The sequence below is a fragment of the Microbacterium sp. bgisy207 genome, assembly GCF_057706855.1.
Map to the genome: position 1 here is coordinate 218078 of NZ_JBYIPB010000006.1, position 15120 is coordinate 233197.

11 protein-coding genes and 2 pseudogenes are annotated in these 15120 nt (G+C 63.5%); 8 read left to right on the forward strand and 5 right to left on the reverse strand.

Going from position 1 to position 15120, the window contains the following annotated elements; genetic code table 11:
- The first annotated feature begins 15 nt into the window (after positions 1-15).
- The 3 genes and pseudogenes from AC3ENO_RS07840 to AC3ENO_RS07850 all read left to right on the forward strand — a co-directional run bounded on the left by AC3ENO_RS07840 (position 16) and on the right by AC3ENO_RS07850 (position 2284).
- Positions 16-960, forward strand: coding sequence for a UDP-glucuronic acid decarboxylase family protein (locus AC3ENO_RS07840; RefSeq protein WP_434970078.1), 945 nt, complete (start codon positions 16-18; stop codon positions 958-960).
- A gap of 149 nt (positions 961-1109) precedes the next feature.
- A pseudogene (locus AC3ENO_RS07845) lies at positions 1110-1730 on the forward strand (DDE-type integrase/transposase/recombinase); the annotation flags it as partial.
- 101 nt (positions 1731-1831) lie between these two features.
- The gene (locus AC3ENO_RS07850) at positions 1832-2284 is read left to right on the forward strand and encodes an integrase core domain-containing protein (protein ID WP_434970079.1); all 453 of its coding nucleotides are present in this window, start codon (positions 1832-1834) and stop codon (positions 2282-2284) included.
- 15 nt (positions 2285-2299) lie between these two features.
- Here AC3ENO_RS07850 and AC3ENO_RS07855 read toward each other — a convergent pair whose 3' ends face one another.
- Entirely contained in the window at positions 2300-3142 is an 843-nt protein-coding gene (locus tag AC3ENO_RS07855; protein ID WP_434970080.1) for an NAD-dependent epimerase/dehydratase family protein, read from the reverse strand.
- Positions 3139-4515, reverse strand: coding sequence for a polysaccharide biosynthesis protein (locus AC3ENO_RS07860; protein ID WP_434970081.1), 1377 nt, complete (start codon positions 4513-4515; stop codon positions 3139-3141). The genes AC3ENO_RS07855 and AC3ENO_RS07860 overlap by 4 nt, the downstream gene beginning before the upstream one ends.
- A gap of 93 nt (positions 4516-4608) precedes the next feature.
- Between AC3ENO_RS07860 and AC3ENO_RS07865 the strand changes: the two genes are divergently transcribed.
- Entirely contained in the window at positions 4609-6963 is a 2355-nt protein-coding gene (locus AC3ENO_RS07865; RefSeq protein WP_488185771.1) for a glycosyltransferase, read from the forward strand.
- Here AC3ENO_RS07865 and AC3ENO_RS07870 read toward each other — a convergent pair.
- The gene (locus AC3ENO_RS07870; RefSeq protein WP_434970083.1) at positions 6960-9110 is read right to left on the reverse strand and encodes a glycosyltransferase; all 2151 of its coding nucleotides are present in this window, start codon (positions 9108-9110) and stop codon (positions 6960-6962) included. The two genes, AC3ENO_RS07865 and AC3ENO_RS07870, sit on opposite strands and share 4 nt — an antisense overlap.
- 103 nt (positions 9111-9213) lie before the next feature.
- On the opposite strand from AC3ENO_RS07870, the gene AC3ENO_RS07875 reads away from it, so the two are divergent.
- Together AC3ENO_RS07875 and AC3ENO_RS07880 are read left to right on the forward strand one after the other, a co-directional pair.
- Positions 9214-10080 (forward strand): ABC transporter permease, encoded by an 867-nt coding sequence (locus tag AC3ENO_RS07875; RefSeq protein WP_434970084.1) that lies wholly within the window; start codon positions 9214-9216, stop codon positions 10078-10080.
- Positions 10064-10807, forward strand: a complete 744-nt coding sequence (locus AC3ENO_RS07880; protein WP_434970085.1) for an ABC transporter ATP-binding protein — start codon at positions 10064-10066, stop codon at positions 10805-10807. The genes AC3ENO_RS07875 and AC3ENO_RS07880 overlap by 17 nt, the downstream gene beginning before the upstream one ends.
- Before the next feature lie 19 nt (positions 10808-10826).
- Here AC3ENO_RS07880 and AC3ENO_RS07885 read toward each other — a convergent pair whose 3' ends face one another.
- The gene (locus tag AC3ENO_RS07885; protein WP_434970086.1) at positions 10827-11744 is read right to left on the reverse strand and encodes a glycosyltransferase family 2 protein; all 918 of its coding nucleotides are present in this window, start codon (positions 11742-11744) and stop codon (positions 10827-10829) included.
- A 217-nt stretch (positions 11745-11961) separates the two neighbouring features.
- Here AC3ENO_RS07885 and AC3ENO_RS07890 point away from each other — a divergent pair.
- Positions 11962-13142, forward strand: a protein-coding gene (locus tag AC3ENO_RS07890; protein ID WP_434970087.1) for an IS3 family transposase whose coding sequence is annotated in 2 segments (ribosomal slippage) — positions 11962-12228 and positions 12231-13142 — 1179 coding nt in all. Because the reading frame shifts where the segments join, the coding sequence is not laid out codon by codon here.
- Positions 13143-13154: 12 nt separating this feature from the next.
- Here the strand turns inward: AC3ENO_RS07890 and AC3ENO_RS07895 are convergent.
- Positions 13155-14419, reverse strand: a protein-coding gene (locus tag AC3ENO_RS07895) for an IS3 family transposase (RefSeq protein WP_434970088.1) whose coding sequence is annotated in 2 segments (ribosomal slippage) — positions 13155-14116 and positions 14116-14419 — 1266 coding nt in all. Because the reading frame shifts where the segments join, the coding sequence is not laid out codon by codon here.
- 92 nt (positions 14420-14511) lie between these two features.
- Between AC3ENO_RS07895 and AC3ENO_RS07900 the strand changes: the two are divergent.
- Positions 14512-15120, forward strand: a pseudogene (locus tag AC3ENO_RS07900) (IS30 family transposase); the annotation flags it as partial.

Below are 15120 nucleotides of genomic sequence, written 5' to 3' on the forward strand. Positions count from 1 at the left end.
CCCCGGTGCTAGGCTATGGCGGTGTCATCGAGAGTTCTGATCACCGGTGGCGCAGGCTTCATCGGATCCCATCTCAGCGAGCGTCTGCTCGACGAGGGACACGAGGTCATCTGCGTCGACAACTTCTTCACGGGCAGTCGCCGCAACGTCGAACACCTCTTCCCCAATCCTCGGTTCGAGGTCATTCGTCATGACGTGACGTTCCCCCTCTACCTCGAAGTCGACCAGATCTACAACCTGGCTTGCCCCGCCTCGCCCGTGCACTATCAGCACGATCCCGTGCAGACGACCAAGACAAGCGTGATGGGCGCCATCAACATGCTGGGGCTGGCCAAGCGGCTACGCGTACCGATCCTCCAGGCCTCGACCTCGGAGGTCTACGGGGATCCGGCCGTGCATCCCCAGGTGGAGGAGTATTGGGGCAACGTCAATCCCATTGGCCCGCGTTCCTGCTACGACGAGGGCAAGCGAGCGGCCGAGACGCTGTTCTTCGACTACCGCCGTCAGCACGACCTCGACATCAAGGTCATTCGCATCTTCAACACCTACGGGCCTCGCATGCACCCCAACGACGGCCGTGTGGTCTCGAACTTCATCGTGCAGGCGTTGCGTGGCGAGCCCATCACGATTTACGGCGACGGCTCGCAGACGCGGTCGTTCTGCTTCGTGGACGACCTCGTCGACGGCATGGTGCGCCTCATGAACACGGGACACGACGTGACGGGCCCGATCAACGTCGGCAACCCGGGCGAGTTCACCATGCTCGAGCTCGCGCAGACCGTACTCGAGATCACCGGCAGTTCTTCCGGCATCGAACACCGCCCGCTCCCCCAGGACGACCCGAAGCAGCGGCAGCCCGACATCACCCTTGCTCGCCGCGAGCTCGGCTGGGAACCCACCGTGGAATTGCGTCGCGGCCTCACCCAGACAGTCGACTACTTTCGCGGTGTCGTCGCCTGACGCTGATCGACCATCATTGCCACGTAGCGACGCCGTCGACCACGCTCACGCGTCCCCGCTCAAACCTCTGCTCATAAGTGTTGGGAGCCTGACCCGCTTTTCCGGTCACCTGAGTTGAGGCGATGATCGTCTCGGAAGGAGTCCGTGAGATGCCTGCTGCCCACCCGCCGGAGTTCCGGCGTCGAGCCCTCGATCTGGTCGCCCAAGGCAACCCGGTCGGTCAGACCGCCCGGGACCTCGGGATCAGTGAGTCCTACCTGCGGAACTGGATGTCCAGAGATGCGGTCGACAGCGGCCGCAAGCCCGGGCTGACTACCGAGGAGCACAAGGAACTCGTCGAGCTGCGGCGCCGGTTGCGGGTGTTGGAGATGGAGAACGAGATCCTCAAGCGCGCCAGCGCCTACTTCGCCAGGGAGAACGTGCTCCCAAATAGGGTTCCGGCTGGTCCAGGAGTTCGCCGCGGACGGTGTCCCTGTCGCGGTGGCCTGCCGGTTCCTGAAGGTCTCGATCTCGGGGTCTCGCATCGCCGCAAGCGGCGCAGCTGGAAGCCGGACACCGCGACGCACGAGGACCTCGTGAAGCGGCAGTTCCGCGCGGAAGCGCCGAACCGGCTCTGGTTCTGCGATATCACGCAGCACCGCGCGAGAGACGGGTGGGTCCACTGCCCCGCCGTGATCGACGCATACTCGCGCCGGATCGTGGGCTGGTCGATCTCTGACCGGATCACCGCAGAGATCGTCGTCGATGCCCTCGAGATGGCCCGCTGGCGACGCCGACCCAACCCGGGACCGTGGTTCATGCGGACCGCGGAGCGCAATACACCAGCTGGCTCTTCGGGCACCGGCTGCGCCAAGCCGGGCTGCTCGGATCGATGGGCAGAGTCGCCTCCAGCGTCGACAACGCCCTCATCGAGAGCTTCTGGTCCACGATGCAACGCGAGCTCCTCGACCGCACCGTCTGGGACTCGCGGGCACAGCTCGCGTCGGCGATGTTCGAGTGGATCGAGGGCTTCTACAACCCCCGCCGCCGGCACACCAGCCTCGGCAACATCAGTCCCGCCGACTACGAAGCCACTTCACACCGCCGCAGAAATCGCGGCATGATCAACACACAAGAACCGTCCGGGAAACCGGGTCCGGCTCCCGTCCCTCGTGGACTATTCCGCATCGTTGCACGCCCTCGAATCTCATCGTTACTCGGGTGCGGTGTCCGTCGAGATGCGATCCGCGGCGCGCGGCACGAACCTCCGTCGAGTGTCGGCAGCAATTCTCACGACTCGTCGCGCAGCGAACGCAGCGGGAGTCCACCTCTGAACCCGTGCTAGCCCGGGGGGACAAGCTCAAACGCGGGGGCGGCGCAACGAGACGTACTCGAATGGATCCTCCCGGGGCTGCCAGGCAAGCGAAGCCTTCGCGTACGCCGGGTCGGCGACGCTGAACGACCGGATCGAGGCGTCGCCGTCCACGTAGCGATCCGGACACGCCGCAGCCAACTGGGAGTTGTCCACTCCCCTGCCGCTGCCAATGTTCACCGCACCGATGACGTCATCCCGCTGGGCGGCGAGGAGCAGCGCGCTCGCGACGTCGTCGACATGCACATAATCACGAACGAAGTGCGGCGTCACGGCCAGAACAGGGGGCGGCCCTTCGACCAGCGCGTTGAGGAGGGAATCCCGACAGCCAGGCCCGAAAACGTTGAAGATGCGAGCGCTAGCGGCAGATAGGCCGCGATCGAGCGCGAACTTCTCGAGTTGACGCTCCGCCGTGATCTTCTCCGCTGCGTAAGCCGACACGCCTTCGGTGGGATCCGATTCTCTCCTGGGCGCTCGATGACGATCACCGTAGACAGCAGCAGAGGATGCCAGAACGAAGCGGCTCACACCTGCCTGGACTGCAAGTGAGGCAACCCGAAGCATCTGCTCCACGGCGGTGTCGATCTGCCGGTCACTTGCCCCTCTCGGTGCCCGCACAAGATAGACGAGCGCCTCGGGACGCACACTCCGAAGGATCGCCTCCACCTGAGCGGGAATCGACACGTCAACGGTCAATGATCCGCTTCTGCTTGTCGCCACAACGGGGAGATCGTGAACCCCGGAAAGGCGTGACACGGCTCGTCCAATCGGGCCGCTAGCACCGACGAGAAGCGTGTGCGGAAATACGGAGGCCCTCAATAGATCGCTCATTGGAGAGCTGAGAACCCGAAGGCTCGCAATCGAGCCCTGAGCTCCTCGTCCGTGATCTTGTGCTGGAGCGTCTCAGCGAGGGTCTCCTCGACCCAGGCGAGTGTTTCCCCCCGACCGTGATCGTCGTGCTCCGTCAAGACAAAGATCTTGGGATGAGTTGTCGCATCCACGGAGCTTGCCTGATACGAGAGCTCCTCGAACATCTTCTCGCCGGGGCGCAAACCGACGATGTCGATTGAAAGTTGCGGATTGACGGCGTTGATCAAGCTCTGCGCGAGGTCGAAGACCCGGATTGGGTCCCCCATATCGAGGACGAAAAGCTCGCCGTTCTGCCCGGTCGTAGCTGTCTGGATGACGAGTTGCGCGGCTTCGTCGATTGTCATGAAGTAGCGAGTGATATCTGGATGAGTGACCGTCAGGTTTCTTCCAGACTGGAGTTGCTGCCGGAAAGTCTGCATAACACTTCCCTCGCTCTCGAGGACGTTCCCGAATCGAACGCCGGAGAATCGCGTGGATGTGCTCTGGCGACCGAGATCAGCGACGATGAGTTCTCCGATACGCTTCGTTGCGCCCATGACGTTCGTCGGGTGCACCGCCTTGTCGGTCGAGACATAGACAACCCGTTTCGCGCCGTGCGCCTCGGCTTGCCGCATGACGTTGAGAGTGCCCCAGACATTGTTGTTGAAAGCCTCGACCGCGTTGGCCTGCATGAGCGGAACGTGCTTGTAGGCAGCAACGTGGAACACAAAATCTGGAGCGTGCGCGGCCATGAGCTGAGCGACTCGCGACTCGGACTGCACGTCCGCGATCTCGACGCGGACCCGGGGGTCGCTGCCCAGCTGCTGGCCGAGCCGGAAGATGGCCGGCTCCGACCTGTCCACACACACCACGAGGGCGGGATCGAGGGCAACCAGTTGCGAGACAATCCGCGACCCGATAGACCCGCCTGCGCCGGTGACCAAGACGCGCTGCCCCTCAATGAGCGCGCGAGCATGCACCATGTCGTGCTTCACCGGCGCGCGACCAACGAGATCCAGCACATCAACGTCGGTGAGATCCGATACCGAGACCCGCTCACGCGACATGATCCGATAGGTGCGGGGGATGATGGCGAGCTCGACGCCCGCTCGCGTGACACGTGACGTGAAATCGCGCACCACGTCCCCGGAGGCCGAGGGGATAGCGAAGTAGACAGCATCGACGTCGTAGTCGATCACGACTGCCTCGACATCAGAGAGCGTCCCGAGAATCTCGACTCCCTTGAGCCGGTCATCGAGGTATCCGACGACCGAATCGCCTGCGCTGGATACGTCCTCCGCGAGGCTTCTGCCCGCCGTTCCGTGTCCCGCGATCAGTATCCGTCGACCCGACATCCGGTCCCCTCAGCTCAGTGTATGAACTCGAGAATCCTATCGACCTCGTGCCCCTCGCCTGGGAGCCCGCTGGGGAGTCGCCGACGTTCCCTCATGCGGCGCTATGAGAGGATGATTCGGCCGGCCGGTACAGGGGGAAGCCGGGAGCGTATGCGCGGCTCTGCGCTGCGCGCGGGTGAAGAGGAAGGGTGTCGAGCAATGACCGTCACGCTGACGGCCATCGTGACTGCACACAGCGAAGGGCGACTACTCCGCCCAACGATTCGGTCAGTACGCGCGGGCTTGGAGAAGGTCGTATCCGACGGCTATTCGGCAGAGCTTCTCATCGTCGCGGACAACGCAAGCCCGCATACCCAGATGCAGATCGGTCGCGAGCTGAAGACGGGAAGCGCAACGGTTCCGAGCCGTGCGATTAACGTCGCCGTCGGCGACGCTGGCGCGGCGCGCAACACGGCGGCGCAGGCAGCTCAGGGCAAGTACGTGGCGCTGGTGGACGGCGACGACATCGTGTCCTCCGACTATCTCGTGAAGGCCCTTGAGCTACTGGAGGCGACCGATGAACGCATGATCGTTCATCCCGAGTACGTGATCAGCTTCGGCGCCCGCTCGCTCCTTTGGCACATTAGATCCGCCGTGACCGACGACGTCAGCTACCTCGATCTCATACGCCACAATCCCTGGCCCGCATGCAGCGTCCTGGAGCGGCAGGTGCTACTGGACACGCCATACCGACCCATGGTGGAAGGGACGGGCTACGGCCCCGAGGACTGGCTGTGGAACATCGAGACAACCGCGGCGGGCGTTCGGCATCATGTCGCAACCGATACCTACTTCTTCTATCGGGTACGAGAGTCCGGCGGTGTCAACAACCGGCATTCCGCGTCAGTCTTGCCGTCATTTTCGATGAGCGAGATCGAGGACGCACTGCCCAACGAGGACAACGAGGAGCAGGCGACGACAAACGTGCCACCCCTGTCGCATCGGATATACCGAACAGTGCTGCCGACGGCACGGTTCGCCACGAGCTGGCTGAGCTGGGAGGCCAAGCACGCCATCTACCGGTCGGCTAGATGGGCGCTGAGAGCCGCAACCCGCCGGGGGAAAGTATCGCGGACCGAGCTCCCTCTGCGTTCAGAGTATCCCCCGCTCGCCGCCGCGCTTCGAGAGGCGACGAGCTACGAGCCGGCTATTTCGTGGACCGCTTCGGCCATCGACGGGTTGGTTGCATGGGAAGCGTGCGATGACGGCTACGGACGAGTGCTCAAGAAGGCGCTCGACCAGATCGGTGAGCGTGGGGACGCCCTGGTGATGGTGCCTTGGCTTGGCGTCGGTGGCGCTGATCTCGTATCCCTGAACTACGCGCGAGCACTGAACGAGACCTCTGAGTTCAACGGACGTACAACGATTCTGGGAACCTTCGATGTGTCGCGCACTGATGATGACCTCATCCCTGACGAGCTCAATTACGTGCACCTGGACCCACTCTGGTTGGAACTCCCGCTACGGACTCGCCAGCGCCTGATCGCACAGCTTGTCGTGCTGTTGCGTCCCCGACTCATCGTCTCGGTCAACTGCTTTCATCTTCTCGAGGCACTGAGCGCATACGCCGCACCGATCACGGACGGGACCGACGTGCACACGACGCTGTTCTCTTTCGACAAGATCGGGGACGGTTACCCGACAAATCCGATAACCGATGACGCGCAGCGGGCCTTCCTCGACCACATCGCAGGCGTGCTTACTGACAACAGCAACAGTGCGGCACTCATTGACGATGTCCTTGCCCTGCCGACGCCGAACGTCGCCGTTCATGTGCACCGTCAACCCGCGGAAGTATCTCCTCAAGCGTCACTCATCTCTTACCCGGCGACCCCATCCGCGACGGTCCGGCTCCTCTGGCCTCACCGCCTCGATATCGAGAAGAGGCCCGACGTCCTTCCGGCGATCGCTCACGGGCTGGCCGAGGCAGGCGTAGACGCAGTCATCGACGTCTGGGGCAAGCGAGTGCTGTCCGAAAACAGCGACACATTGATGGCCGATCTTGCACGAGCCGGAGTACGTTACCGGGGACCGTACACGGGCGGTCTCTCCGCGATCAACCTGTCTGACTACGACGCACTGCTCCTGACGTCGGAAAACGAAGGCCTTCCTCTCGTGCTGGTCCAATCCATGCTCTTGGGGCTTCCCGTGATCGCGTCCGGGGTAGGGGGCGTGCCAGACATCGTGCATGACGGTGAGACGGGCCTGCTCACATCGGGTCCCGAGGACGTTGCGGGATACGTTCGGGCAGTGGCCCGGCTGGTCAGCGAGGAAGGACTTCGAGAAGGCCTGATCAGCCGAGGCCGGGCTTTTGCGGAACAACATCACTCCTGGGCCGCCTTCGTCTCGACCGTCGAGAGAGATCTCGTGCACCCAAGTGCGCGGCGGGAACGAGAACCCGTGGCCTAACTGAGGGACGAGGCTGCCGAAGCGTCAGCCTCGGAACCCTGGACCGCACGGAAGTACCCGACAAGCGTGGTCAGGCGAGCATCGAAGGCCCCGACGGAGAACTCTTCGGAGACTCGCGCCTTCGCGAACTCTGCACGCTCCCTCGCATCTCGGGGGTTGTTCCTGATAGCCAGGAGAGCATCGAGATACGCCTCGATGTCGTCGAACCTGGCGATCGGATAGCCGGTCAAGTCGCTCAGAACTTCTCCTACACCTCCGACAAGCGGCCCCACGACAGGGATACCTTCGCACATCGCTTCGAGAACGGTCAACGGAATCCCCTCCCACTCACTGGTCAGGACGTAGGCGCCGAAGACCTCGAGTGGCAGGTCAGCAAATGAGGCGTAGGGCGGGTGACGAACAGCGCCCGCAGCGTCGAGCACAGCCAGGGACTCGGAGAGGCCGCTGGAGCCCATGACCTCCTGTCCGTAGAAGTGGAACTCGATCGGCATATTCCGTTCCGCCGCCCGAGCGGCAAGCGCGGCGTAGATGTCGAGCCGCTTGGGCAAGTCGAATCGTCCAGCCCAGAACACCCTCAGGACATCGGCCGACTCGTCACGAGGAGCGGAGGCAGACCGTCGTGCCGACGAGACGACGCTGCGCTGGACCAGGAACTTTTCCGGCGCATAGCCGTGCTCGTGGACCAGACGAGTTGCATAACTCTGGCTGTCGACGAGCACCTTCGATACCGGATCCAAGAAGCCGGGTCTCCGGAGGAACATCACGGAGAGAGCCTCACCGTCTTCGCTGCGATCGATCGCAAAGCTCGTGAGGAAGAGGTTAGAGTGCTGACTCAGTCGGGGACCATGACGCTCGATGACGTCGAAGCCCACCGTGCTGTTGAATGCATGGACGGTATGCGGTTGGTACTGAGCGATGAGTTGAGGAACGATCCATTCCACGAATGCGTCGCGCGGCACCCCACGCGCGAGCAATGGCGCGAGTTCTACGGTGCTCACGCCAGCGGGCACTTGGTCAAGTCGCGTCGAGATGACCGGCTCAGTCGTCAACAGAACAACGCTCGCCTGCGGATCCTGGCGCTTCACCGAGGACAGGTATTCAATGAGCACGGAATCGCCGCCACCGGTCCGGAGCCACGGGGCGAAGTAGAGATAGTCGATCGACGACGGTAATGCATCGATGATTCGCAGGTAGGCGCTGGATTCGCGAACGATCTGGGGCGTGGGAGGACCCCATCGCTCGATCCATGCCCCGGTATCTCTGCGCGGGTAGGGAAGGAGCGGTTCAATGCTGTTCAGCATTGCCCATTCTGCGAGCACGCTCGTGGGCACAGGACGCGGGCGGCTGCGGCGCATGAAGGATGACAGTGCGTCACGCCAGGGTTTGACGAGGCGGCCGGCGACTCGGAGAATTCGCGCGGGACGTGGGGCACGCACGGGCAAGGGCGGCGGATCTGTCGCCAACCGTTTGTCGGTGAGGAGCGGTACTCTCTCGAGAACTGGCCCGGTTCGCCAAAATGGGTGCTCCGGGCCCCATCGACGGATGAATCCGACGCTACCGACCGGAGTGCGTACCGCTATCCCCTCCTCGGCGAAAGCAGCAGCAAGCGCGAGGGACCCTCCGCGCAGATCACCGGCGGCGACTGCTTGCCGAACGGTGTCGGCGCGTGCAGCGAAGATTGAGGCCCACACATCGACGTGCGCAAGCAGCCGCGAGATTTTGTCGATCCCTTGCGAGGTCGGCTGACGTCCGATTCCTGTCCGCTGACCGAACGTCACGATGAACTCAGGGCGGATGACCTCACCGCGTGCGACTCGCGCCGCAGCACTAAGCCAATCCACCCCGACCAGATCGCCCGCCTCCACGACCCCGACGACGTCAGCCGTGGACTGGCTGAGGCCCCGGCCAGCGAGAACCGCGGCGTCAGAATCGCCGATGAGAACAACACGAGCGTGTGAGCGCACCACCGCAGGGAGCGCATCCGCGCATGACTGCGCGACGGCCAGCACAAGCGATGTCTGCGCCACCGCGGAGGCTGCCTCCGCCGACTCCAGGAGCGAGCGGACGGTCGGGACGGCCTCTCGCCCATGCCGCCACACCGGAATGACGATCTCGATACGCACACGCACGTCGACTCCTTCCGGCACCGCACCATGCTAGCCGCACGCCACTTCGCGCAGCGGTCCACGATTCTCACACGGCAGATTAGGATGCTGTGGTTGCGTGTTCCGCTGACGCGCTGAGGGATCCATGACGAACGAAACGCTCTCCGGCGCCGACCTGCGTCCCCCCGGTACGGGGCTCGGCCTGATCGACGTGCTGCGCCGACGGCATCTGCTGATGTTGTTGGTGCGCAAAGAGGTGCAGATTCGTTACCGAGGGTCGGTCCTCGGCTGGCTCTGGTCCTACGTCAAGCCGCTGATTCAGTTCGCCGTCTTCTTCGTGGCTCTTGGCATCTTTCTGAATCTCAACAGTTCGGTCGGGTACTACCCCGTGTACTTGTTGGCGGGTATGACGGCCGTGACGTTCTTCACCGAGGCGTTCACGAACGGCACCCGCTCGATCGTCGACAACGCTGCACTGATCAAGAAGATCTACTTGCCGAGGGAGCTTTTCCCCGTGTCGAGCATGCTCGTCGCGATCATCAACACGATCCCCCAGGTCATCGTCGTCTGGGCGATCGCGCTCGTCATCGGTTGGGAGTTCTCTCCGATCGCGGTCGCAGCCGTTCTGTGTGGACTACTGATCGTCGCGCTGCTTTCCACCGGACTGGGGCTCCTTTTCGGCGCCATCAATGTCGCGTTCCGTGATGCGCAGAGTTTCGTCGAGATCATCGTGATGTGTGCGATGTGGGCATCACCTGTCATGTATCAGTGGTCGATGGTGCGGCCACAACTCGGGGAGGTCGGCTTCCTGATCTACTGCTTGAACCCCCTCACCGTCGCTGTCGAGCTCTTCCACGCAGGCTTTTGGTTCCCGTTGAACCCTGAGAACGGCCAGCTACTTCCTGACCTGTGGACATTTGCGGGTCTCGCTCTCCTGATCTCATTACTGACAGTGGTGGTCGGACAGTTGGTCTTCCGGCGACTGGAGGGTCGTTTTGCCCAGGAACTCTGATAGGGACGCGCGCGCAGCGATCGTGGTAGACGACGTTCACAAGAATTTCCGGCTTCGCCACACTCACTCGCTCAAAGAGACGTTCGTTGCGACGGTCAAGAGAAAGCCCGTGTCGACCGATTTTCATGCTTTGGATGGAGTGTCGTTCACGATCGACCAGGGCGATTCCGTTGCACTTCTCGGGTTCAACGGTTCAGGCAAATCAACGATGCTGAAGCTTATCTCGGGGGTGCTCACTCCAGACTCCGGACGCGTCCTCACCCGTGGCCGCATCGCCGGCCTGATCGAAGTCGGAGCAGGTTTTCATCCCGACCTCTCGGGACGGGAGAATGTCTTCCTCAACGCCGCGATCCTCGGGATGAGCAAGCGTGAGACCGAGCAGCGATTCGATGAGATCGTCGCGTTTAGCGAAATCGAGCGATTCATCGACACTGAGGTCAAGCACTATTCGTCCGGCATGTTCTTGCGCCTCGCATTCGCCGTCGCGATCCACACAGAACTCGACATCCTTCTGATCGATGAAATCTTGTCGGTTGGTGACGAACCGTTTCAGAAGAAGTGCATTGCGCGTATCCGCGAACTTCATGAGCAAGGGAAATCCCTCGTCGTGGTGTCACATGATCTCGATATGGTGTCAGGCCTCTGTGCGCGCGGCATTCTTCTTCGCGACGGCAAGGTGAGCTTCGACGGCGACAGCAAGCATGCCGTCGCCGCGATGCGAGCCTGAGAGTATTCGCGCGTCGACCTCAGCGTCGCCGGAGAATACGGCGGACACGGCGCCACACCGGGTGCCGGTCCCAGATCTCTCGAACCAGGACCTCGCGCTGCCGGTCGAGTTGCTCCGCGAGTTCGCGCGCAAAGCTTTCGCGCAGGCGCCTTTCGACACTGGCAATGAAGAGAGGCATTCCAGCGCCATTTCGTTCCACCCAGGCTCGAAGCGCCGCGTCCCTCACCGCGAGGTCATCACGCTCATGCGCTCCCGCGAGTTCGAACATGCTATTGCCGTCACTCCCGCGAGCAGTGGGACGCTGTGTCCAGTAAGCGAGGGGAGGTCCGGCAAGAAAGCCCAACGAGTGCCGTGCTGTCAGCCGCAGGTAGAAATCCCAGTCTTCGACTGTCTCGAGCGACTCATCGTAATACCCGACATCGTCGTGGATGGCACGTCGGTACAGCACAGAGATCGGTACAGCCCGATTGATCTCGAGCAGCTCCGTGAAAGTCACCGAAGAGAGGCCCGGCCAGAATGGCTCCCGTCGCTGTTCAAGCCAACCACCATCAGCTGCACGCTCGTAGATGATCTCGGTCGGTACCACGACGCCGGCCTCCACGGGATGCGCGTCAAGGTAGGCCACCGTCGACGCGAGGAAGTCCGGATGCCAAAGGTCGTCATCGTCGTGCAGAACGACATAATCCGCTGTTGCGGCACGGACTCCCCGGTTGGCCGCAGCGCAGCGACCACCCGGGGAAGACGTCGCCAACACGCGGGTGCGATCTGCTAAAGGCGACGAAGCGACGACAGCACGAGCGGCGTCTTCGTCGCCCTGATCGTTCACAACGAGAACATCGAGTTCGTCGTGACCCTGAGCAGCGATATCAGCGAGCGCCCTCGCGAGGAAGTATGGCCGATCTTTCGTCCGAACAATCACCGATACGCGTGAGCTCACTCGGTCAGCCTAGTTGTTGTTGTCTCAGAGCCCCCGGGCGCGAGTGCGCCCCTGCGAGCCGTGTCGCCCGATAGGCAGTCATCGTCTACCGTGCTTGAGCGCCTTGAGCAGGTAGACGCCGTATCCACTCTTCACGAGCGGCTCGGCCGGGCGTGAGGAACGGATCGGTGACAACTGATCGTTAGTGCCGGGAGGCGCTGGCGGGGAGGATGTCATCATGCCCGGTCCCTATCCCCGAGAGTTCCGCGAGGACGTTGTCGCGGTCGCCCGCAGTCGTGAGAGCGGCGTCACCATCAAACAGATCGCGTCCGACTTCGGGATCAGCGAGGCGACGTTGCAGAACTGGCTCCGCCAAGCCGATGTCGAGGAGGGCGACCGTCCTGGCCAGACGGCTGCGGACGCTGCAGAGGCTCGCGAGTTGAAGAAGCGGATTCGGTTGCTCGAGCAGGAGAACGAGGTCCTTCGGCGGGCGGCGGCTTATCTGTCGCAAGCGAATCTGAAGCTCGGTGGCTCCCCAAAATGACGTACCCGCTCGTTGCTGAGCTCGCCGATGCGGGGATTCCCGTGACGGTGTCGTGTCGGGTCCTCAAGCTCGCAAGACAGCCTTACTACCGGTGGCGAAACGACCCGGTCCGGGATGCCGACGTGCTCCGGGCGTATCGGATCAACGCGCTCCACGACGCCCACCACGACGACCCGACCTTCGGATACCGATTCCTCGCCGACGAAGCCCGCCGAGCGGGGTGGCGGATGAGCCGTCGAACGGTGTGGAAGCTGTGCTCACAGGCCGGGATCCTCTCGTCCGCGCAACGCCGCCGGCGTGGGAAGGGCAAGAAAGCCGGCCCTACTGTGTTCGACGACCACGTGCAGCGGGTGTTCCGCGCCGACGCGCCGAACCGGGTCTGGCTCACGGACGTCACCGAGCATCGCACTACCGAGGGCAAGCTGTACTGCTGTGCCGTCAAAGACGTGTTCTCGGACCGCATCGTCGGGTACTCGATCTCGGATCGGATGACCGCGAAGCTCGCCGTCGATGCCGTCCGAAACGCTGTCGCCCGCCGCGGTGAGGTCGCCGGATGCATCCTGCACGCCGATAGGGGCAGCCAGTTTCGTAGCAGGGCCATGGCCCGCGAGCTGCGCCGACACGACATGGTCGGATCGATGGGCCGCGTCGGTGCCGCCGGGGACAACGCGGCCATGGAGAGCTTCTGGTCGCTGCTGCAGACGAACGTGCTCAACCAGCAGCGGTGGACGACCAGGCAGGAGCTGCGCCTCGCGATCGTCGTCTGGATCGAGCGGAAGTATCACCGCCAGCGAGCACAGGACACCCTCGGCGGCTTGACGCCCATCGAGTTCGAAGCCAAGCTAGCCGAGCCGCTTGAAGCGCCCTGGGTCTGATGGAGACTCGCGCTACTTGATTCCGACCAGTTGTTCGCGGTCGTTGGGCACAGCATAGAACGCGTTCTCGAACTCGGCGGGCGGGATGTCGCCGAGGTAGTCGTGGAGGCGTTGCGTGTCGTGCCAGTGCACCCACCCGAGCGTCGCGAGCTCGAGATCCTCGACCGTCTTCCACGGCTCGGACCGCGCCGGCCCGCGAACCAACTCAGCCTTGTAGTACCCGTTCACCGTCTCGGCCAGGGCATTGTCATAGCTGTCCCCGACGGTGCCGATCGATGGCGTCGCGCCGATCTCCGCGAGCCGTTCGCCGTAGCGAATCGACGTAAATTGAGAGCCCGCGTCGCTGTGACATCGCAGGTCGGCGTGGTGGTGGCCGCGGGACCAGCGGACCATCTCGATCGCGTCGAGGACCGTCTCGGTGCGCATGTGTGACGCAACCCGCCACCCCACGATCATGCGGGAGAACGCGTCAACGATGAAGCAGACGTAGGCGACACCGGCCCACGTGGGCACGAACGTCAGATCCGTCACCCAGAGCCGGTTCGGCGCCTCGGCGGTGAACTCCCGCTGCACCAGATCCGGGTGCCGCGCCGACGCCGGAGCCGGCCGCGTCGTCTTCACCCGCTTCGACCATCTGGCACCCTCGATCCCCGCAACCCGCATCAACCTGGCGGTCTGGTCGCGGCCGATCATGATCCCTGCCCGTCGGGCTGCTTTCCAGAGCTTGCGGACCCCATAGACCCGATAGTTCATTTCCCACAGCTCGACCAGCTGCGGAATCAGTTCCTCGTCCCGCCGGGCACGGGCGGACGGGGCACGGGTCTTGGCGGCGTAGTAGCTGCTCGGCGCTACCTGCAGCAGCCTGCAGATGAGCTCGACTCCGAGTCGGCGACCGTCCACCCGGTCGTCCTTGTTCGCGTCGATGAACGCGACTACTTCCGGTAGTGGCGGTCGAGCTCCGCCCCGAAGAAAGACGCGGCCCGCTTGAGCACTTCGTTGGCCCGACGCAGCTCCCGGACCTCCTGCTCGAGCTCACGCACCCGCTGCGCTTCCGCGCTGCTCACGCCCGGGGTGTCGCCGTCGTCGATGTCGGCCTGCTTCACCCACATCCGCACGGACTCAACCCCATAGCCGAGCTGCGTCGCGACGCGCTGCACCGTTCCCTGCGTGACGCCGAGTTCGGCACGCAGCGTCCTCACCATCCGCACCGCGGCGGCCTTCTCCTCGATCGAGTAGCGACGCGTCGTCGGCTTCCCATTCGCCAGTTCCTTCGGCATAACTCCATCCTCGTTTCCAAGATCAGGAGCCTCCAACAGACCCAGGGCGCTTCAGCTCACGCTCGCGGCCTAAACCGAAACTGTCACCAGTTCGTTCCTCACGCCCGAAGCCGTTCAAGCTCGGTGATGGGCGGCTGCTCGAGGCCGTGACGACGCAGTTGGAACAGCTGTGGTCGCCGCAGGAGATCGCCGCCCGCCTACGGTTGGAGCATCCCGACGATCCGGAGATGCACGTGAGCCACGAGACGATCTACCAGTCTCTGTTCGTGCAGGGGCGCGGGCAGCTGCGTCGCGAGCTTGCCCGTTGCTTGAGATCAGGGCGCGCGGCTCACAAGTCCCGGACCGCGACGGACGGGCGCGGCCGGCTGCCGGGAATGGTGATGATCAGCGAACGCCCGGCTGAGGTAGAAGACCGCGCGGTTCCGGGGCATTGGGAGGGTGATCTGATCCTCGGCGAGAACAGTCGCGGCGCCGTCGGGACTCTTGTCGAACGCAGCACTCGCCTCACGCTCCTGCTGCACCTTCCCGACGGGAAGAGCGCGGACCAGGTGGAGACTGCGATGCGCGAAGCGATCACCGCGCTACCGTCGGCGTTGACGCGGACGATCACGTGGGATCAGGGCGCGGAGGTGGCCAAGCATGCCGAGTTCACGACAGCGACGGGGATCCCGCTCTACTTCTGCGACCCGCACTCCCCGTGT

What these genes read in the sequence shown, in the direction of transcription:
- AC3ENO_RS07840 (WP_434970078.1), top strand. Translation starts at nt 16, where the DNA reads ATGGCGGTGTCATCGAGAGTTCTGATCACCGGTGGCGCAGGCTTCATC.
- AC3ENO_RS07865 (WP_488185771.1), top strand. Translation starts at nt 4,609, where the DNA reads ATGCGGCGCTATGAGAGGATGATTCGGCCGGCCGGTACAGGGGGAAGC.
- AC3ENO_RS07875 (WP_434970084.1), top strand. Translation starts at nt 9,214, where the DNA reads ATGACGAACGAAACGCTCTCCGGCGCCGACCTGCGTCCCCCCGGTACG.
- AC3ENO_RS07860 (WP_434970081.1), bottom strand. Translation starts at nt 4,515, where the DNA reads ATGTCGGGTCGACGGATACTGATCGCGGGACACGGAACGGCGGGCAGA.
- AC3ENO_RS07850 (WP_434970079.1), top strand. Translation starts at nt 1,832, where the DNA reads ATGGGCAGAGTCGCCTCCAGCGTCGACAACGCCCTCATCGAGAGCTTC.
- AC3ENO_RS07855 (WP_434970080.1), bottom strand. Translation starts at nt 3,142, where the DNA reads ATGAGCGATCTATTGAGGGCCTCCGTATTTCCGCACACGCTTCTCGTC.